General features: G+C 70.1%; 17 protein-coding genes and 1 pseudogene. 9 read left to right on the plus strand and 9 right to left on the minus strand.

Translation table 11 applies throughout. The annotated features are described in order from the left end of the window. The first annotated feature begins 208 nt into the window (after positions 1-208). Together ACIRDU_RS23825 and ACIRDU_RS23830 are read left to right on the plus strand one after the other, a co-directional pair. Complete coding sequence (locus tag ACIRDU_RS23825) at positions 209-4,051, plus strand: multifunctional oxoglutarate decarboxylase/oxoglutarate dehydrogenase thiamine pyrophosphate-binding subunit/dihydrolipoyllysine-residue succinyltransferase subunit (RefSeq protein WP_403582420.1); 3,843 nt, start codon at positions 209-211, stop codon at positions 4,049-4,051. An 85-nt stretch (positions 4,052-4,136) separates the two neighbouring features. Further along, positions 4,137-4,316 carry a DUF6104 family protein gene (locus tag ACIRDU_RS23830; RefSeq protein WP_003992906.1) on the plus strand — a complete coding sequence of 60 codons (180 nt, stop codon included), beginning with the start codon at positions 4,137-4,139 and terminating at the stop codon, positions 4,314-4,316. A gap of 27 nt (positions 4,317-4,343) precedes the next feature. Here ACIRDU_RS23830 and ACIRDU_RS23835 read toward each other — a convergent pair whose 3' ends face one another. Then, positions 4,344-5,174 carry a hypothetical protein gene (locus ACIRDU_RS23835; protein ID WP_403582422.1) on the minus strand — a complete coding sequence of 277 codons (831 nt, stop codon included), beginning with the start codon at positions 5,172-5,174 and terminating at the stop codon, positions 4,344-4,346. 148 nt (positions 5,175-5,322) lie between these two features. On the opposite strand from ACIRDU_RS23835, the gene ACIRDU_RS23840 reads away from it, so the two are divergent. Then, on the plus strand, positions 5,323-6,294 hold the full coding sequence (locus ACIRDU_RS23840) for a DUF4097 family beta strand repeat-containing protein (protein WP_403582423.1): 972 nt from the start codon (positions 5,323-5,325) through the stop codon (positions 6,292-6,294). Between the two features lies 1 nt (position 6,295). Next, positions 6,296-7,363, plus strand: a complete 1,068-nt coding sequence (locus ACIRDU_RS23845) for a PadR family transcriptional regulator (protein WP_403582424.1) — start codon at positions 6,296-6,298, stop codon at positions 7,361-7,363. Between the two features lie 19 nt (positions 7,364-7,382). Here ACIRDU_RS23845 and ACIRDU_RS23850 read toward each other — a convergent pair whose 3' ends face one another. From ACIRDU_RS23850 to ACIRDU_RS23865, 4 genes are all read right to left on the minus strand, one after another. Further along, entirely contained in the window at positions 7,383-7,955 is a 573-nt protein-coding gene (locus ACIRDU_RS23850; RefSeq protein ID WP_403582425.1) for a Clp protease N-terminal domain-containing protein, read from the minus strand. Further along, positions 7,955-8,164, minus strand: coding sequence for a helix-turn-helix domain-containing protein (locus ACIRDU_RS23855; RefSeq protein ID WP_403582427.1), 210 nt, complete (start codon positions 8,162-8,164; stop codon positions 7,955-7,957). The genes ACIRDU_RS23850 and ACIRDU_RS23855 overlap by 1 nt, the downstream gene beginning before the upstream one ends. A 101-nt stretch (positions 8,165-8,265) precedes the next feature. Next, positions 8,266-9,231 (minus strand): zinc-binding dehydrogenase, encoded by a 966-nt coding sequence (locus ACIRDU_RS23860; protein WP_403582428.1) that lies wholly within the window; start codon positions 9,229-9,231, stop codon positions 8,266-8,268. A 364-nt stretch (positions 9,232-9,595) separates the two neighbouring features. Further along, the gene (locus ACIRDU_RS23865) at positions 9,596-10,828 is read right to left on the minus strand and encodes an NADP-dependent malic enzyme (protein WP_403582429.1); all 1,233 of its coding nucleotides are present in this window, start codon (positions 10,826-10,828) and stop codon (positions 9,596-9,598) included. Between the two features lie 626 nt (positions 10,829-11,454). Between ACIRDU_RS23865 and ACIRDU_RS23870 the strand changes: the two genes are divergently transcribed. The 3 genes from ACIRDU_RS23870 to ACIRDU_RS23880 are packed head-to-tail and all read left to right on the plus strand — an operon-like array spanning position 11,455 to position 14,137. Then, the gene (locus tag ACIRDU_RS23870; protein ID WP_388247071.1) at positions 11,455-12,405 is read left to right on the plus strand and encodes an ABC transporter substrate-binding protein; all 951 of its coding nucleotides are present in this window, start codon (positions 11,455-11,457) and stop codon (positions 12,403-12,405) included. Between the two features lie 32 nt (positions 12,406-12,437). After that, positions 12,438-13,379, plus strand: a complete 942-nt coding sequence (locus ACIRDU_RS23875) for an amino acid ABC transporter permease (protein WP_403582431.1) — start codon at positions 12,438-12,440, stop codon at positions 13,377-13,379. Continuing rightward, positions 13,376-14,137, plus strand: a complete 762-nt coding sequence (locus ACIRDU_RS23880) for an amino acid ABC transporter ATP-binding protein (RefSeq protein ID WP_033313541.1) — start codon at positions 13,376-13,378, stop codon at positions 14,135-14,137. The genes ACIRDU_RS23875 and ACIRDU_RS23880 overlap by 4 nt, the downstream gene beginning before the upstream one ends. Positions 14,138-14,194: 57 nt before the next feature. On the opposite strand, the gene ACIRDU_RS23885 is transcribed toward ACIRDU_RS23880, so the two are convergent. After that, positions 14,195-14,965, minus strand: coding sequence for a class I SAM-dependent methyltransferase (locus tag ACIRDU_RS23885; protein ID WP_403582433.1), 771 nt, complete (start codon positions 14,963-14,965; stop codon positions 14,195-14,197). Between the two features lie 89 nt (positions 14,966-15,054). Between ACIRDU_RS23885 and ACIRDU_RS23890 the strand changes: the two genes are divergently transcribed. Beyond that, positions 15,055-15,714 carry a CGNR zinc finger domain-containing protein gene (locus ACIRDU_RS23890; RefSeq protein ID WP_403582435.1) on the plus strand — a complete coding sequence of 220 codons (660 nt, stop codon included), beginning with the start codon at positions 15,055-15,057 and terminating at the stop codon, positions 15,712-15,714. 65 nt (positions 15,715-15,779) lie between these two features. On the opposite strand, the pseudogene sodX reads toward ACIRDU_RS23890, so the two are convergent. After that, positions 15,780-16,265, minus strand: a pseudogene (gene sodX, locus ACIRDU_RS23895) (nickel-type superoxide dismutase maturation protease); the annotation flags it as partial. Between sodX and sodN the strand changes: the two are divergent. Further along, a complete protein-coding gene (gene sodN / locus ACIRDU_RS23900) occupies positions 16,177-16,572 on the plus strand; it encodes a superoxide dismutase, Ni (RefSeq protein WP_403582436.1) in 396 nt (131 codons plus the stop codon). The pseudogene sodX and the gene sodN overlap by 89 nt on opposite strands. Positions 16,573-16,634: 62 nt before the next feature. Here the strand turns inward: sodN and ACIRDU_RS23905 are convergent, their stop codons facing one another. Both ACIRDU_RS23905 and ACIRDU_RS23910 read right to left on the minus strand, forming a co-directional pair. After that, complete coding sequence (locus tag ACIRDU_RS23905) at positions 16,635-16,862, minus strand: hypothetical protein (protein ID WP_403582438.1); 228 nt, start codon at positions 16,860-16,862, stop codon at positions 16,635-16,637. A gap of 17 nt (positions 16,863-16,879) precedes the next feature. Next, entirely contained in the window at positions 16,880-18,034 is a 1,155-nt protein-coding gene (locus ACIRDU_RS23910; protein WP_403582439.1) for an anion permease, read from the minus strand. Between the last annotated feature and the right edge of the window lie 25 nt (positions 18,035-18,059).

The following is an 18,059-nucleotide window of genomic DNA, read 5'->3' on the forward strand; positions in this document are numbered from 1 at the left end:
CGCGCCATCGGCGCCCGGGGCCCGGCCTCGCCCTTCCCTCGTGAAGCGGAACCACGCTTGTTTCCCGCCATTTCAAGCCCCGAAACACGCTTTCAGATGTGACTTGCACGACGTTGAACGGGCCCGGCCTGACCTTCCCCGTCCAGGGGGCGTAGCCTTGATTCCCGCTGTCCATCATCTTGTGAAGCGGAAGAGGGCGGTTGCCGCCGTGTCGCCACAGTCCCCCAGTAACTCGAGCATCTCGACCGACACCGACCAAGCGGGGAAGAACCCTGCCGCGTCGTTCGGTGCCAACGAGTGGCTCGTCGACGAGATCTATCAGCAGTACCTCCAGGACCCGAATTCGGTAGACCGAGCCTGGTGGGACTTCTTCGCCGACTACAAGCCAGGGGCGGCTGCCGCCTCGGCTCCGGCGGGTACCGCGGCCGCGGGGGCCGCGGGGACCACCGCTCCGGCGGCCGCTCCGGCCGCTGACGCCCAGGCCCCCGCCCCGGCGGCCGAGAAGCCCGCCGCCGCCCCGGCTCCGGCCCAGGCGAAGCCAGCCGCGCAGGCCCAGGCTCCCGCTCCGGCGCAGGCCCCCGCTCCGGCGCAGGCCCCCGCCCCGGCGCAGGCCGCCCCGGCCGCGAAGCCGGCCGCCAAGCCCGCCGCCGCGAAGAAGGCCGAGCCCGCGGCTGAGGCTCCCTCGGGCCCCGAGCAGGTCGTGCTGCGCGGTCCGGCCGCCGCGGTCGCGAAGAACATGAACGCCTCCCTGGAGGTGCCCACGGCCACGTCCGTGCGCGCGGTCCCGGTGAAGCTGCTCTTCGACAACCGCATCGTCATCAACAACCACCTGAAGCGCGCCCGGGGCGGGAAGATCTCCTTCACGCACCTGATCGGCTACGCGATGGTGCAGGCCATCAAGGCCATGCCGTCGATGAACTACTCCTTCGCGGAGAAGGACGGCAAGCCGACCTTGGTCAAGCCGGAGCACGTCAACTTCGGCCTCGCCATCGACCTGGTCAAGCCCAACGGCGACCGCCAGCTCGTGGTCGCGGGCATCAAGAAGGCCGAGACGCTGAACTTCTTCGAGTTCTGGCAGGCCTACGAGGACATCGTCCGCCGCGCCCGCGACGGCAAGCTGGGCATGGACGACTTCACCGGTGTCACGGTCTCCCTGACCAACCCCGGCGGCCTCGGCACCGTCCACTCCGTGCCGCGCCTGATGCCCGGCCAGTCGGTGATCATGGGTGTCGGCTCCATGGACTACCCGGCGGAGTTCCAGGGCACGTCCCAGGACACCCTGAACAAGCTCGGCATCTCGAAGGTCATGACGCTCACGTCGACCTACGACCACCGGGTGATCCAGGGCGCCGCCTCCGGCGAGTTCCTGCGGATCGTCGCGAACCTCCTCCTCGGTGAGAACGGCTTCTACGACGACGTCTTCGAGGCGCTGCGCATCCCCTACGAGCCGGTCCGCTGGCTCAAGGACATCGACGCGTCCCACGACGACGACGTCACGAAGGCCGCCCGCGTCTTCGAGCTGATCCACTCCTACCGGGTCCGCGGCCACGTCATGGCCGACACCGACCCGCTGGAGTACCAGCAGCGCAAGCACCCCGACCTGGACATCACCGAGCACGGGCTCACCCTGTGGGACCTGGAGCGCGAGTTCGCCGTCGGCGGCTTCTCCGGCAAGTCGATGATGAAGCTGCGCGACATCCTCGGTGTCCTGCGCGACTCGTACTGCCGCACCACCGGCATCGAGTTCATGCACATCCAGGACCCGAAGCAGCGCAAGTGGATCCAGGACCGCGTGGAGCGCCCGCACTCCAAGCCGGAGCGTGAGGAGCAGCTGCGCATCCTGCGCCGGCTGAACGCGGCCGAGGCCTTCGAGACCTTCCTGCAGACGAAGTACGTCGGCCAGAAGCGCTTCTCCCTGGAGGGCGGCGAGTCCGTCATCCCGCTGCTCGACGCCGTGCTGGACTCGGCCGCCGAGTCCCGCCTGGACGAGGTCGTCATCGGTATGGCCCACCGCGGCCGGCTGAACGTCCTCGCCAACATCGTCGGCAAGTCGTACGCCCAGATCTTCCGCGAGTTCGAGGGCAACCTCGACCCGAAGTCGATGCACGGCTCCGGTGACGTGAAGTACCACCTGGGCGCCGAGGGCACCTTCACCGGTCTCGACGGCGAGCAGATCAAGGTCTCCCTGGTCGCGAACCCGTCGCACCTCGAAGCCGTCGACCCCGTCCTGGAAGGCGTCTCGCGCGCCAAGCAGGACATCATCAACAAGGGCGGCACGGACTTCACGGTGCTGCCGGTGGCGATCCACGGCGACGCGGCCTTCGCGGGCCAGGGCGTGGTGGCCGAGACCCTGAACATGTCGCAGCTGCGCGGCTACCGCACCGGCGGCACGGTCCACATCGTCATCAACAACCAGGTCGGCTTCACGGCGGCCCCCGAGTCCTCGCGTTCCTCCATGTACGCCACGGACGTGGCCCGCATGATCGAGGCCCCGATCTTCCACGTGAACGGCGACGACCCGGAGGCCGTGGTCCGCGTCGCGCGGCTCGCCTTCGAGTTCCGCCAGGCGTTCAACAAGGACGTGGTGATCGACCTCATCTGCTACCGCCGCCGCGGTCACAACGAGTCGGACAACCCGGCCTTCACCCAGCCGCTGATGTACGACCTGATCGACAAGAAGCGCTCGGTGCGCAAGCTCTACACCGAGTCCCTCATCGGTCGCGGCGACATCACCCTGGAAGAGGCCGAGCAGGCGCTGCAGGACTACCAGGGCCAGCTGGAGAAGGTCTTCACGGAGGTCCGCGAGGCCACCTCGCAGCCGAACATCGTGGAGACGTCCGACCCGCAGGCCGAGTTCCCGGTCGCCGTGAACACCGCGGTGACCACGGAGGTCGTCAAGCGGATCGCCGAGTCGCAGGTCAACATCCCCGACCACATCACCGTCCACCCGCGTCTGCTGCCGCAGCTGCAGCGCAGGGCGGCGATGGTCGAGGACGGCACCATCGACTGGGGTATGGGCGAGACCCTCGCGATCGGCTCCCTCCTGCTGGAGGGCGTCCCGGTCCGCCTGGCGGGCCAGGACTCGCAGCGCGGTACGTTCGGCCAGCGCCACGCGGTGATCATCGACCGCAGCACGGGCGAGGAGTACACGCCGCTGCAGTACCTCTCCGAGGACCAGGCGCGGCTCAACGTCTACAACTCCCTCCTCTCCGAGTACGCGGCGATGGGCTTCGAGTACGGCTACTCGCTGGCCCGTCCCGAGGCGCTCGTGATGTGGGAGGCGCAGTTCGGCGACTTCGTCAACGGCGCGCAGACGGTCGTGGACGAGTTCATCTCGTCGGCCGAGCAGAAGTGGGCCCAGACCTCCGGCGTCGTCCTGCTCCTGCCGCACGGTTACGAGGGCCAGGGCCCGGACCACTCGTCCGCCCGCCCGGAGCGCTTCCTCCAGATGTGCGCGCAGAACAACATGACGGTCGCGATGCCGACGTCCCCGTCGAACTACTTCCACCTCCTGCGGTGGCAGGTGCACAACCCGCACCACAAGCCGCTGGTGGTCTTCACGCCGAAGTCGATGCTGCGCCTGAAGGCGGCGGCGGCCAAGGCGGAGGAGTTCACGACGGGCCAGTTCCAGCCGGTCATCGGCGACGCGTCGGTGGATGCGGCCGCGGTCAGGAAGGTCGTCTTCTGCGCGGGCAAGGTCTACTACGACCTCGAGGCCGAGCGTCAGAAGCGCGGTGTGACGGACACGGCGATCATCCGCATCGAGCGCCTGTACCCGCTGCCGGGTGCCGAGCTCCAGGCGGAGATCAAGAAGTACCCGAACGCCGAGAAGTACCTGTGGGCCCAGGAGGAGCCGGCGAACCAGGGTGCCTGGCCGTTCATCGCGCTCAACCTGATCGACCACCTGGACCTGGCGGTCGGCGCGGACGTCCCGCACGGCGAGCGGCTGCGGCGCATCTCGCGCCCGCACGGCTCGTCCCCGGCGGTGGGTTCCGCGAAGCGGCACCAGGCCGAGCAGGAGCAGCTGGTGCGTGAGGTGTTCGAGGCGTAATCGCCCTCGCGCGTCCTTGTGACCGGGCCGCATCCCCGCTTCGGGGGTGCGGCCCGGCCGTTTGCGCGCCCATATCCTTGGGGGCATGTACTTCACGGACCGTGGCATCGAGGAACTGGAGAAGCGGCGCGGCGAGGAGGAAGTCACCTTCGAGTGGCTCGCCGAGCAGCTGCGGACGTTCGTCGATCTCAATCCCGACTTCGAGGTTCCGGTGGAGCGGCTGGCGACGTGGCTGGCGCGGCTGGACGACGAGGACGACGAGTAGCAGACGCGTCGCGTCGCCGTCGGGTCGTCAGTCGCGTGGGTGTGTGAGGGCGTACGCCAGGCCCAGTGCGCCGTGCGCGAGGAGCAGCGCACCTGCCGTGGCCCAGCCGCCGCTGCGCCGTCGCAGGCCCCGGGCGATGAGCGGGATGCCCGCCGCCATCTGGGCGAGGGCCAGGGCGCCGGCCCTGGGGCCGCCGGTCCAGGGCATCCAGGGGCCGAGGCGGCTGTGGTCGACGGCGTCGCGCTCCCCTACCGCCTCGCGCCAGCCCGGCCACTCGACGGGCACGGTGTCGGGCTGCCGGGCGGCTGCCTCCCGGAGACGGTCGGCGGGTTCGCCGGGGGCGAGTTCGGCGGGCAGCAGGACGCCCGCGCGCGTGAGGACCGCGAGCAGGCCGCGCAGCCGGGTGCGGGCGTCGGCCGCGGAGCCGGATCTGGTCAGCTGGTCGAGGGCCTGGACGTCCAGGACGGGGTCGAGGCCCATGCGTGCGGCGAAGGTGCGCATCGCCTCGTCCTCCCCCACCGGGACGCCGCTCGCGAGCCAGACGAAGCCGACCGGTCGGCGGAAGCCGGACGCGAGCGTGAATCCCGCGTGGTCGGTGTCCCACCACAGGGCGAGGACGGGCCAGGGCGCGCCGACGGCGAGGGCCGTGGCCCAGCCGGTGACCACGCGGTCGACGGGTTCGGCGCCGTCCCGCCAGGGCCGGCCCTCGGGGACGAGGACGCTCCACGCGTCGCCCGCGCGCGTGAGCTGCATCGGTTCGCGCAGCAGATGGGCGACGGGGGCGACGGACCCGGGCGCCGCCCGGCACAACAGCAGCGCCCCAGGTGCGGGACCGGTACGGGCAGCTGGCGTCGACATGGTCACACGCTAGGGCGAAACGTCGCACTCTGAGCACTTTTGTCCGCCCGGCCGTCCCCGGAACGGGTGTCTTGACTTTCCCTGACCGAGATATATCGTGAATGTGAGACGACGCGTTATGACGCGTCGAGTCGGGGAGGTCTGCACCATGTCCGAGTGGTCCGTCACGGAACCGAGGAAGCTCACCTTCGACGAGCCCGTGAGCGCTCTGCACGTGCGTCTCGTCAACGGAACGGTGAACGTGGTGGGCTCGGACGAAGGTTCCGCCCGCCTGGAGATCTCCGAGATCGAGGGGCCGCCCCTGGTGGTGACCCAGCAGGACGGCGTCCTCACGGTGGCCTACGAGGACCTGCCCTGGAAGGGCTTCCTCAAGTGGCTCGACCGCAAGGGCTGGCGCCGCAGCGCGGTGGTCTCCCTGGCCGTCCCGGCGGGCACCCGTGTGGAGGTGGGTGTGGTGGGCGCGGCCGCCGTGATCTCCGGGATCCAGGGCCCGTCGGTGGTCAAGGGCGTCACCGGCGACACGACGCTCGTGGGCCTGTCAGGACCGGTCCGCGCCGGCACGGTCTCCGGCAGCCTGGAGGCCCAGGACGTGACCGGCGACCTGCGGTTCAACTCCGTCTCCGGCGATCTCACGGTGGTCGCGGGCTCCGGCCCCTCCGTGCGGGCCGATTCGGTGAGCGGCTCGATGATCGTCGACCTCGACCCGGACGGCCCGACGGACGTGCGGCTGACCAGCGTCTCGGGCGAGATCGCGATCCGGCTGCCGTATCCGGCGGACGCGGATGTCGAGGCGAACACGGCGAGCGGCTCCGTCTCCAACGCCTTCGACGGCCTGCGGGTGCACGGGCAGTGGGGCGCCCACAAGATCACGGGCCGGCTCGGCGCGGGCACCGGCAAGCTCCGGGCCACCACCGTCTCCGGGTCGATCGCCCTGCTGCGCAGGCCGGCCCGTGAGGACGACTGCGACGAGCCGTGGGACACCCGGCCCGGCGACAGCGGCTCGGCGGCAGCCCCGGCGAGGGGCCCCCAGGGCGGCTCGGGAGACAATTCCGTCTCCGGCCCGGGCGATGCCCCCACCACCGTCCCGGCCGACGGCACGACCGACAAGAAGGTGCTCTGACATGCCCCCCGTCTTCGCCCACGGCCGCCTCCGCCTCTACCTGCTGAAGCTGCTCGACGAGGCCCCGCGCCACGGCTACGAGGTGATCCGCCTCCTGGAGGAGCGCTTCCAGGGGCTGTACGCCCCGTCGGCGGGCACGGTCTATCCGCGCCTGGCCAAGCTGGAGACCGAGGGCCTGGTCACCCACACCACCGAGGGCGGCCGCAAGGTCTACTCGATCACGGACGCGGGCCGCGCCGAACTGGCCGACCGCAGCGGCGAACTGGCCGACCTGGAGCTGGAGATTCGGGAGTCGGTCGCGGAACTGGCCGCGGAGATTCAGGCCGACGTACGCGGAGCCGCCGGCGACCTGCGCCGCGAGATGCGTGCGGCGGCGACCGAGGCCCGCCGGGACACCGGCACCAGGACCGACGGACCGGCGGGCACCCCCTACGGTGACTTCTCGCAGTACGGCGACACGGAGACCTGGCGCATCGCCAAGGAGGAGATGCGCCGCGCCCGGCAGGAGTGGAAGGAGCAGGCCCGGCGCGCCAAGGACGAGAGCCGCCGTGCCCGAGAGGACGCCCAGCGCGCCCGCCGCCAGGCGAAGGAGGCGCAGGAGCAGGCCCGGGCCCAGGCCCAGGAGCAGGTGCAGCGCATCACCCGCCGCGTCCAGGAGCAGGTGCAGGACCACTTCGCCCGCGGTGACTGGCCGACGGGCCTGCGCGAGGGTTTGAGCGAACTGGTCAAGGAGGTCGGCGAGTTCGGAAAGGACTACGGCAAGGACTTCGGCAAGGACCTCGGTTTCGACTGGACCGGCACCGGCAAGCCGGCCGCGGAGCCGGCCCACGCACAGCCCCCGGAGGACTTCCCGGCCGCCTACGAACCGGCCTGGGCCCACGAGAACGCCGCGGACTCCACCGGCGACCCGGCCCGCGATCTGGACCGCCTGCTCGACCGCTTCCGGGACGACATCCGTGACGCGGCCCGCGACCACGGCGTCACCCCCGACCAGCTGCGGGACGCCCGCCGCCACCTGTCGACGGCGGCGGCCCACATAGGAGCCCTCCTGCGCACGCAGAGGAAGTAGCCGCCCGGGGTGCGGCCCTTCAGCCGGCCTTGGCCTCGCCGCCACTCCCGTACAGCACCCGCACCAGGGACTCGTACGTCACCCCGTGGTCGGCGAGGACCTCGGCCGGCACACCGGGGCGCACGGTCAGGGCCAGCAGGATGTGCTCGTCCCCGATGTGCCGGTCCCGCTGGGCGAGAGCGACCCGCAGGGAGCGCTCCAGCACGTCCTTGGCCCCCCGGCCGAAGGAGGTGCGCCCCGACCACCGCCGCTTGTCCTTCCGGTCGCCGGCCATGGCGCCGGCCCCGTGCACTTCCTCCACCCGGGCGACGATCTCCTCCACATCGATCCCCAGCCCGGCGAGCGCATCGGTCTCGGCCTGCGTCAGCCCGGCCCGCCGCCGCGCCTCACTCAGCGCCTCCCGCACGGACTCCCGCCGCTCACCGAGCCCGAGTGCCGCGAGCGCGAAGGAGCCACGGCTGCCCCGACGGTCGAGCAGTGCCAGCAGCAGATGCTCCGGCTCCACACACTGCCCTCCCCCACCACCCCCCTCGACATACTCGTAAGCGCTCTTCACCACGTCCCGGGCGTCCTTCGTGAACCGCTCGAACATCAATGCCTCCCGTACTTCTTGTGCACGGCCTGCCTGCTCACACCGAGTTCGGTGGCGATCTCCTGCCACGACCAGCCCTGGATCCGCGCATTGCGCACCTGCACGGCTTCCAACTGCTCCAGCAGCCGGCGCAGCGCGGCAACGGCCCGCAGGCCGACCCGTGGATCACGGTCACCGGCGCGCTCGGCCAGATCGGTTGCTTCGGTCATGATGTCAACCTACGTTGACGCCGCGCTCGCGTCAACCACAGTTGACATACGAAAACGGCCGGCCCGCCCCGGACCGACCGTCAACGCACCCTCAGCAATGCTCAGGGATTCGTCAGCACGACCTTCCCGAACTGTTCACCCGAAGCCAGCCGCTCGAAGCCCTCCCGCGCGCGGTCCATGGGCATGACCTCGTCGATGACGGGCCGCACACCGGTGGCGGCACAGAACGCGAGGAGGTCCTCCAGTTCGTCCTTGGTGCCCATCGTGGACCCGACGACCTTGAGCTCGAGGAAGAAGATCCGGGTCAGCTCGGCGTGCGAGGGCCGGTCGCCGCTGGTGGCGCCGGAGATGACCAGCGTGCCGCCGGGCTTCAGCGACTTCACGGAATGCGACCAGGTGGCGGCCCCGACGGTCTCGATCACGGCGTCGACCCGCTGCGGCAGCCGCGCCCCGGACTCCAGCGCCTCCACGGCCCCGAGCTCCACGGCCCGCTTGCGCTTGGCCTCGTCCCGGCTGGTGGCGAAGACCCGGAGCCCGGCGGCCTTGCCCAGCACGATGGCGGCCGTGGCGACACCACCGCCGGCGCCCTGCACCAGCACGGAGTCGCCGGGGCGGACACCCGCGTTGGTGAACAGCATCCGGTACGCGGTCAGCCACGCCGTGGGCAGACAGGCGGCCTCCTCGAAGGAGAGCTCCTTGGGCTTGGGCAGGACGTTCCAGGTCGGCACGGCGACCTGCTCGGCGAAGGTGCCCTGGTAGCGCTCGGTGAGGATGGAACGGGGTTCTTCGGGGCCGACCCCGTGCCCGCTCTGTCCGATCACGGAGTGCAGGACGACCTCGTTGCCGTCCTCGTCGATGCCGGCGGCGTCACAGCCGAGGATCATCGGCAGCTTGTCCTCTGCGAGGCCTACGCCACGCAGGGACCAGAGGTCGTGGTGGTTGAGGGAAGCGGCCTTGACCGTGACGGTACTCCAGCCGGGACGGGCCTCGGGAGCCGGACGCTCTCCCAACTCCAGGCCGGACAGCGGCTGGTCGCGGTCGATTCGGGCGGCGTAGACAGCGAACATGACCTTGACGATAGGTTCCACCACCTGCCGAGTGGAACCACCGACGTCTGTGAGACACACCCTCTTGCCAACGTCCAGGGGTCGGTGCCGCCGAACGAGCGGCCCGCGCCCGCAGGGCGAGAAGGGGACGTGTCGGGGGGTGTCCGCCCGCAGCGGTCGGCGCGTCAACGGAGTCGGCGTGAGACCCCCGCGCCGCTCCGAGGACGGACCCTCCCCCCGGCGCGGCCCCGACCCACCACCCACCGCCAGGCGCAGCCATCCGCACCCACCACACCACTCGAACAGCCCCACCCGAAAGCAAAGAAGTGGCCCCGCCCGATCCCGGACGGAGCCACATCGCACAAACGCCGGCGCGGCGTCGACGTCAGCGCCGGGCCACACCCTCGGCCCGAGCCGCCGCCGCCACCGCGGCCGTGACCGCAGGAGCGACCCGCTCGTCGAACGGCGACGGGATGACGTAGTCGGCGGCCAGGTCGTCCCCGACCACAGCGGCCAGCGCCTCCGCGGCAGCCAGCTTCATCCCCTCGGTGATCCGGGAGGCCCGCACCTGGAGCGCCCCCGCGAAGATCCCCGGAAACGCCAGCACGTTGTTGATCTGGTTCGGGAAGTCCGACCGCCCGGTCGCGACGACCGCCGCGTACTTGTGCGCGACCTCGGGGTGCACCTCGGGGTTCGGGTTCGCCATGGCGAAGACGAACGCGCCCTCGGCCATCGTCGCCACCGCCGACTCGGGAACGGTCCCACCGGACACGCCGATGAAGACATCGGCCCCGTCCAGCGCCGCCTCCAGCGACCCGGTGATCCCGGCCTTGTTCGTGAACCCGGCCAGCTCCTGCTTCACCGGCGTGAGGTCGTCCCGGTCCGCCGACACGACACCCTTGCGGTCGGCCACCGCGACATCCCCGATGCCGGCCTCGACCAGCATCTTCGCGATGGCGACACCGGCAGCGCCGGCGCCGGAGATGACGGCCCGCAGCTCCCCCAGCGCCCGCCCGCTCAGCCGCGCGGCGTTGCGCAGGGCGGCCAGCGTCACCACGGCCGTCCCGTGCTGGTCGTCGTGGAAGACCGGGATGTCCAGCCGCTCCTGGAGCTTCCGCTCGACCTCGAAGCACCTCGGTGCCGAGATGTCCTCCAGATTGACACCGCCGAACGACGGCGCGAGCCGCACCACGGTCTCGACGATCTCGTCGACGTCCGTGCAGTTCAGGGCGATCGGAACGGCGTCCACGCCACCGAACTGCTTGAACAGGATCGCCTTGCCCTCCATCACCGGGAGGGAGGCCTCGGGCCCGATGTCACCGAGCCCCAGCACGGCCGTACCGTCGGTCACGACGGCCACGACCGACGACTTCCACGTGTAGTCGTGCACGAGCTCCGGCTGCTCCGCGATCGCGCTGCACACCTTCGCGACGCCGGGCGTGTACGCCAGGGACAGGTCGTCCTTGTCACGGACCGGCACGGTGGCCTGCACAGCCATCTTGCCGCCGCGGTGCAACGCGAACGCCGGGTCGAAGGAGTCGAGGGGCTCCGCACCGCCCTCGTGATCCGTATCGCCGGTCTTGCTCTCGCTGCGAGGATTGACAATCTCCGCTGCCACTTGGTTTTACCCCTTAAATCTTCATTGGTTTTGAGGGTGGCCACTCCTGGTGAGGCGTGGGCGGGCACCGCGTAGGCCCATGTCGTGCTGTGTACGTGATACGTACGGGCGCGTACGCGACGGGCGCGCCGCACACGCGCCCTGAGCCCCGGATGAGGGGTGTAAAGACCCTTCTTACCGGACGGACGGCATCGACGACGAGTCCATAACGCGAAGGTCACATGACGCGGCCCTGACTCTTCGTCCAAAATCGGGACAAGACCTGGACAAACCAGCGACAACCACTCAACCGTCGGCGAAGCCCTCGGCCCCGTGTCGAAATCCCGGGATTTACCGAAGATCTTCCGGCCGGAAGGGTTGATTCCCATAGAAGGTCCGGCCGTGATGTACCGGAGTGGTGCGGTTCGGGGGTCGCCCGTTATCCGATTTTGACATGGCTGGCCCCCAGAATGGCGCAGTCCGAATGGCAAGATGCCGTAATCACACGAGGTCGCGACACTCGAAGAGGTGTGCTCTCGTCGACCCACGGCACTGCCGAAACCTTCGGCGTGCCACGGCGCTGCCGAACCCCATCGGCAGCGGCCCGCCCCATCGGCAACTCCACCCATCCGCCGGAGGAACCCACCATGACCGCAAGCTCCACCCGTCGTACGACCGCCGCGCACTCCCGGCTAGCAGCGGTCGGTGCGATCGCGGTCGCAGGCGCGCTGATGCTCACCGGCTGCGGTGACCAGACCAAGGACACCGGCTCCAGCGACACGGCGGCCTCGGCCCCGCTCGCCGACAAGCTGCCTCAGGCCATCCGCGACAAGGGTGTCATCAAGGTCGGTTCCGACATCGCCTACGCCCCGGTCGAGTTCAAGGACAGCTCGGGCAAGGTGGTCGGCATCGACCCGGACCTCGCCGCCGCCATGGGCAAGCAGCTCGGGGTCGATTTCCAGTTCGAGAACGGCACCTTCGACACGCTGATCACGGGTCTGCGCTCCAAGCGGTACGACATCGCCATGTCCGCGATGACCGACACCAAGGACCGCCAGGAGGGCATCGACTCCGACACGGGCAAGAAGGTCGGCGAGGGCGTCGACTTCGTGGACTACTTCACCGCCGGTGTCTCGATCTACACCAAGAAGGGCGACGACCAGGGCATCAAGACCTGGTCCGACCTGTGCGGGAAGAAGATCGTGCTGCAGCGCGGCACGGTCTCCGAGGACCTCGCCAAGGCGGAGTCGAAGAAGTGCCCGGCCGGCAAGAAGATCGCCATCGAGCCCTTCGACAACGACCAGCAGGCCCAGACCCGTCTGCGCGCGGGCGGCGCCGACGCCGGCTCGTCCGACTTCCCGGTCGCCGCGTACGCGGTGAAGACCTCCGGTGGCGGCAAGGACTTCCAGCTGGTCGGCGAGCAGGTCGAGGCCGCCCCGTACGGCATCGCGGTCGCCAAGAACCAGACGCAGCTGCGGGACGCCCTGAAGGCCGCCCTCGACGCCGTCATCAAGAACGGCGAGTACGAGAAGATCATGAAGAAGTGGGGCGTCACGGACGGCTCCGTGCAGGAAGCCACCATCAACGGCGGCAAGTGACCGCGCCCTAGCGGCACTGAAAGGCAACACCCGTGACTGTTGACATCGACAAGACGCCGGCCGACACGCCCCCGGCCGGACCGGAGGCCATCAAGGCCATCCCGGTCCGGCACTACGGGCGGTACGTGTCCGCCGTCGTCGCCATCGCCCTGCTGGTCGGGGTCGTCTACGCGTTCTCCCAGGGCAAGATCAACTGGGACGCGATCCCGGACTACTTCTTCGACGACCGCATCCTGGACGGCGTCGGCAAGACGCTCCTGCTGACCGTCCTGTCCATGGCGATCGGCATCATCGGCGGCGTCCTGCTCGCCGTGATGCGCCTGTCGAAGAACCCGGTGACCTCGTCGATCGCGTGGTTCTACATCTGGTTCTTCCGCGGCACCCCGGTCCTGGTGCAGCTGATCGTGTGGTTCAACCTGGGCCTGGTCTTCGAGTACATCAACCTCGGGCCGTTCTACAAGGACGAGTGGTCGGACTTCATGACCCCGTTCCTGACGGCGCTGCTGGGCCTCGGCCTGAACGAGGCCGCCTACATGGCGGAGATCTGCCGGGCCGGTCTGCTCTCGGTCGACGAGGGCCAGACCGAGGCGTCGCACGCGCTGGGCATGAGCCACGCCAAGACGCTGCGCCGGATCGTCATCCCGCAGGCGATGCGCGTGATCGTGCCGCCGACGGGCAACGAGGTCATCAACATGCTGAAGACGACCTCGCTGGTCTCGGTCGTCCAGTACCCCGAGCTGCTCCGCGCGGCCCAGGACATCGGCCAGACCTCCGGCGCCCCCGCCGAGATGCTGTTCCTCGCGGCTGCCTGGTACCTGCTGCTGACCTCGGTCTTCAGCGTCGGCCAGTACTACCTGGAGCGGTACTACGCGCGTGGTTCGAGCCGGTCCCTGCCGGCCACCCCGTTCCAGAAGATCAGGGCGAACGTGCTCTCCCTGTCCAGCCGCTCCAAGCCGACGGGAGGCAAGGCATGACCGCCATGGTCAAGGCCGAGGGCGTCCACAAGTCCTTCGGTCCCGTAGAGGTCCTCAAGGGCATCGACCTGGAGGTGAAGTCCGGCGAGGTGTTCTGCCTCATCGGCCCCTCCGGCTCCGGCAAGTCGACCTTCCTCCGGTGCATCAACCACCTGGAGAAGATCAACGCCGGCCGCCTGTACGTGGACGGTGAGCTGGTCGGCTACCGCCAGAAGGGCGACAAGCTCTACGAGCTGAAGGACAGCGAGGTCGCGGTCAAGCGCCGGGACATCGGCATGGTCTTCCAGCGCTTCAACCTGTTCCCGCACATGACGGCCGTGGAGAACGTCATGGAGGCGCCGGTCCAGGTCAAGGGCGTGAGCCGGAGCCAGGCCCGCACGCGCGCCCAGGAGCTCCTGGACCGGGTGGGCCTGGCCGACAAGGCGGGCAACTACCCCTCGCAGCTCTCCGGCGGCCAGCAGCAGCGCGTCGCCATCGCCCGGGCCCTGGCCATGGACCCGAAGCTGATGCTGTTCGACGAGCCGACCTCGGCGCTCGACCCGGAGCTGGTCGGCGACGTCCTGGACGTCATGCGCGACCTGGCCGAGTCCGGCATGACGATGATCGTCGTCACCCACGAGATGGGCTTCGCCCGCGAGGTGGGCGACAGCCTGGTCTTCATGGACGGCGGTGTGGTGGTCGAATCCGGCCACCCGCGCGAGGTGCTGACGAACCCGCAGCACGAGCGGACGAAGTCGTTCCTGTCCAAGGTGCTCTGATACTGCGCACGGGGAGGGGGCGGTACGGGGGTCGCCGTACCGCCCCCTTCTCCTGTGCTACTTCACGGCCAGCAGCAGGGTGTCCGAGGGCGAGCACCACACCGGCCTGGCCTCGCCGAACCCCTTCTCGCGCAGCACGCGCGCGTGCCACGCCGCCGACGGCATGTCGCCGTCCGCGTGTTCGCCGTAGATCTCGTAGCGCCGGGCCGTGGGCTCCGCGAGGACCGGGTCCTTCGCGGCGAGCTGCCACCACTCGGCCCAGTCGAGGACGCCGTCCCGCTTGGCCTGATCCATACGGGCGTGCCGCTGCGCCCGCTCCGCCGCGTTGATCCGGGGCGTCGACTCGTCGATCATGTGGTCCGCGTTCATGAAGACACCGTCGGCGCGGACGAGTCCCGCGACCCGGCCGTAGAGGTCCGCGAGGGGTTCCCGGTGCAGCCAGTGCAGGGCCGTCGCGGTCAGGACGGCGTCGTACGAGTCGTACGGCAGCTTCGCCGGCCAGTCGGGGTCCTTGAGGTCGGCGGTGACGAGAGCGACCCGCTCGTCGCCCGCGAAGGTGCCCTCGGCGATGGCGAGGAGCGCAGGGTCGAGGTCGACTCCGGTGCTGGTGGCGTCCGGGAAGCGGGCGAGCAGCCGGGCGGTGATGCTGCCCGTGCCGCAGGCGAGGTCGAGGACGCGCGGCGCGCTTCCCACGAGGGCCTCGACCATGTCGAGCATGACCCGGAACCGCTCCTCGCGGTCGGGCAGGTACCACTCCTGCTGCCGGTCCCAGCTCTCCTGCCAGGCGTGCCAGTCAGTGGTGGCCGTGGTCATGTCGGCGTCCGTCATCGAGCCCCTCCATCGTAATACCCTGGAAGCACCATCAGCTGTTACCAGTGCGCGCTCACGACCCTAAAGCCCCTCCGTAAGGACTACAAGTGGAACTGGCCTATTACTCGGACTACGCCGTGCGCCTCGTCAACACCGAGGAACCGGCCCGGGGCAAGGACGCCCTGACGTCGGTCGAGGCCGTCCGCGATCTGTTCGGGCCCAGCCAGTCGGCGGCCCGACGCGCCACCGACGCGGACGTCACCCGCTTCCGCTCGGTCCGGGCCCGGCTGCGGGCGGTCTTCGAGGCGGCCGACTCGGGCGACGAGAGGCTCGCCGTCCACCTGCTGAACTCGCTGCTGCTGGAGTTCCCGGTGAGCCCGCAGATCTCCGGGCACGACTTCCGCGACGACGACGGCCGCCCCCTGTGGCACATGCACCTGGCGGACCACCCGTCGAACGCCACCGCGGGCTACGCGGCGATCGCGGCGATGGGCCTGGCGTTCCACCTGACCGAGTACGGCGTGGACCGCCTCGGCCTGTGCGAGGCCGCGCCCTGCCGCAACGCCTACCTCGACACCTCCACCAACCGCTCCCGGCGCTACTGCTCCGACCGCTGCGCGACCCGCGCCAACGTGGCGGCCTACCGCGCCCGCAAACGCCTGGAGGCCGCCCGGCCCGGCTTGCCCGAGAGGACGGGCCTGGCCGCCGACAGCGCCCAGCCCAGCAGCGCCCAGGGCGAGCGCCGGTCCGGCCTGCGGGGCCGGTAGCGGAACCTGACCCGCCCCAGCACCAGCTCGTCGGGCACCACGCCGTAGTCCGTGCTGTCGCCGCCGGCGTACGCGTTGTCCCCGAGCACCCACCAGCCGCTCTCGCGCCGCTGGGCGACCCGCTTGACGACCAGCAGGTCCTGCTGGAAGGGGTGCCGCAGCACGACGACGTCCCCGGGCCTGACCCGGGCCCCGTAATGCACCAGGAGCCGGTCCCCGTGATACAGCGTGGGCACCATGGACGGCCCGGTCACCTCGGCCACCCCGAAGGGCGGGGCCGGCCTCCCCCGCTCGGACTCCTGCGACAGCTCCGGCATCACCCGGCACCTCCCCGGTTCTTCGTCCACCAGTCTCAGTCTCACCCCGGACTTTTGTCCTAAGCCCATGGGGGCACCCGCCAAAAGCCGTCCCTCACGGAGTAATGTCCCCTGTGAGAAGACGATCACGAGGAAGGAATGCTCCATGCTTTCCCGCCTGTTTGCCCCCAAGGTCAAGGTCAGTGCACACTGCGACCTTCCCTGCGGTGTGTACGACCCCGCCCAGGCCCGCATCGAGGCGGAGTCGGTGAAGGCCGTGCAGGAGAAGATGGCCGCCAACGACGACCCGCACTTCCAGGCGCGCGCCACCTTCATCAAGGAGCAGCGCGCCGAGCTCGCCAAGCACCACGTCTCGGTGCTCTGGAGCGACTACTTCAAGCCCCCGCACTTCGAGAAGTACCCGGAGCTGCACCAGCTGGTCAACGACACCCTGAAGGCCCTCTCGGCCGCCAAGGGCTCGACCGACCCGGCCACCGGCCAGAAGGCGCTGGACTACATCGCCCAGATCGACAAGATCTTCTGGGAGACCAAGAAGGCCTGATCGCCTTCGTACGGCGAAGGGGCCCGACCGAGAACCGGTCGGGCCCCTTCGCCGTGGGCGCCCTAGCTCGGGACGATCAGGTGGATCCCGTACGCCACCACGGCCGCGCAGGCGAGGAAGCACAGGGTGGCCTGGGTGAGGCCGAGGGCGGACGTGGCGCCCTCTTCTTCGCGGATGCCCTCCAGCCGGGCGAGGCCGAGGACGCCGAGGGCGAAGACGACGACCACGGCGACGGTGACACCCACGCTCACCGCGGCGACCCGGCCGAGTGCGGTCCAGTCCGGATGCATGTCCGACTCCCTGTCGCTCAGGCGGCCGCGCCGACCTTGGCCGGCGGCTCGGTGCTGATGCTGACCTCGTGCGCGTCGTTGACGTTGTGCGCGTGCACCGGATTGCGGCGCGACATGACCACGATGCCCGCGGCGAGGGCCACGCCGACGAGCGCGACGACCGCCGTGCCGACGTCCCCGCCGCTCTGCACGACTGCTGCGGCCAGCCCACCGACCAGTGCGGCGGCGGGCAGGGTGACCAGCCAGGCGACCGCCATCCGGCCCGCGACGCCCCAGCGGACCTCCGCGAGCCTGCGGCCGAGACCCGCGCCGAGGATGCTGCCCGAGGCCACCTGGGTGGTGGACAGGGCGAAGCCGAGGTGGGCGGAGGTCAGGATGACGGTCGTGGAGGCCGTCTCGGCCGCGAAGCCCTGGGGTGACTGGATCTCGGTGAGCCCCTTGCCCATGGTGCGGATGATCCGCCAGCCGCCGAGGTAGGTGCCGAGGCCGATCGCGAGGCCCGCGGACGCGACGACCCACAAGGGCGGGCCGGCGTCGTGGCCGAGCGCTCCGGCCGAGATCAGGGTGAGGGTGATGACGCCCATGGTCTTCTGCGCGTCGTTGGTGCCGTGGGCGAGGGAGACCAGCGAGGCGGAGGCGATCTGGCCGATCCGGAAGCCCTTGGTGACGGAGTCCTTGCGGGCGCGGTCGGTGAGCCGGTAGGCGAGGTACGTGGCGAGCAGCGCGGCGAGACCGGCCACGATCGGCGAGGCCACCGCCGGCACCAGCACCTTCTCGACGACCTTGTCGAAGTTGACGCCCTGGCTGCCCGCCCCGACCCACACTGCCCCGATCAGCCCGCCGAACAGGGCGTGCGACGAGCTCGAGGGCAGCCCGACGAGCCAGGTCAGCAGATTCCAGAGGATCGCGCCGACGAGCCCCGCGAAGATCATGCCCGGGGAGACGAGGGTGTCGTCCACGATGCCGCCCGAGATGGTCTTGGCGACCTCCGTGGACAGAAAGGCACCGACGACGTTGAGGACACCGCTGATCAGGACCGCCGTACGGGGAGCGAGAGCGCCGGTGGCGATGGACGTGGCCATCGCGTTCGCCGTGTCGTGGAAACCGTTGGTGAAGTCGAAGGCGAGTGCGGTGACGATGACGACCGCCACGAGGAACGTGATGTGGTCCATTCCTGAATGCAAACAAGCGCAGGCC

Origin of the sequence: Streptomyces sp. NPDC093598, from assembly GCF_044764825.1 — a bacterium.
Taxonomy (GTDB): Bacteria; Actinomycetota; Actinomycetes; order Streptomycetales; family Streptomycetaceae; genus Streptomyces.

What these genes read in the sequence shown, in the direction of transcription:
- sodN (WP_403582436.1), top strand. Translation starts at nt 16,177, where the DNA reads ATGCTTTCCCGCCTGTTTGCCCCCAAGGTCAAGGTCAGTGCACACTGC.
- ACIRDU_RS23840 (WP_403582423.1), top strand. Translation starts at nt 5,323, where the DNA reads ATGTCCGAGTGGTCCGTCACGGAACCGAGGAAGCTCACCTTCGACGAG.
- ACIRDU_RS23910 (WP_403582439.1), bottom strand. Translation starts at nt 18,034, where the DNA reads ATGGACCACATCACGTTCCTCGTGGCGGTCGTCATCGTCACCGCACTC.
- ACIRDU_RS23860 (WP_403582428.1), bottom strand. Translation starts at nt 9,231, where the DNA reads ATGTTCGCTGTCTACGCCGCCCGAATCGACCGCGACCAGCCGCTGTCC.
- ACIRDU_RS23850 (WP_403582425.1), bottom strand. Translation starts at nt 7,955, where the DNA reads ATGTTCGAGCGGTTCACGAAGGACGCCCGGGACGTGGTGAAGAGCGCT.
- ACIRDU_RS23855 (WP_403582427.1), bottom strand. Translation starts at nt 8,164, where the DNA reads ATGACCGAAGCAACCGATCTGGCCGAGCGCGCCGGTGACCGTGATCCA.
- ACIRDU_RS23885 (WP_403582433.1), bottom strand. Translation starts at nt 14,965, where the DNA reads ATGACGGACGCCGACATGACCACGGCCACCACTGACTGGCACGCCTGG.
- ACIRDU_RS23880 (WP_033313541.1), top strand. Translation starts at nt 13,376, where the DNA reads ATGACCGCCATGGTCAAGGCCGAGGGCGTCCACAAGTCCTTCGGTCCC.
- ACIRDU_RS23905 (WP_403582438.1), bottom strand. Translation starts at nt 16,862, where the DNA reads ATGCATCCGGACTGGACCGCACTCGGCCGGGTCGCCGCGGTGAGCGTG.
- ACIRDU_RS23845 (WP_403582424.1), top strand. Translation starts at nt 6,296, where the DNA reads ATGCCCCCCGTCTTCGCCCACGGCCGCCTCCGCCTCTACCTGCTGAAG.
- ACIRDU_RS23835 (WP_403582422.1), bottom strand. Translation starts at nt 5,174, where the DNA reads ATGTCGACGCCAGCTGCCCGTACCGGTCCCGCACCTGGGGCGCTGCTG.
- ACIRDU_RS23870 (WP_388247071.1), top strand. Translation starts at nt 11,455, where the DNA reads ATGACCGCAAGCTCCACCCGTCGTACGACCGCCGCGCACTCCCGGCTA.
- ACIRDU_RS23830 (WP_003992906.1), top strand. Translation starts at nt 4,137, where the DNA reads ATGTACTTCACGGACCGTGGCATCGAGGAACTGGAGAAGCGGCGCGGC.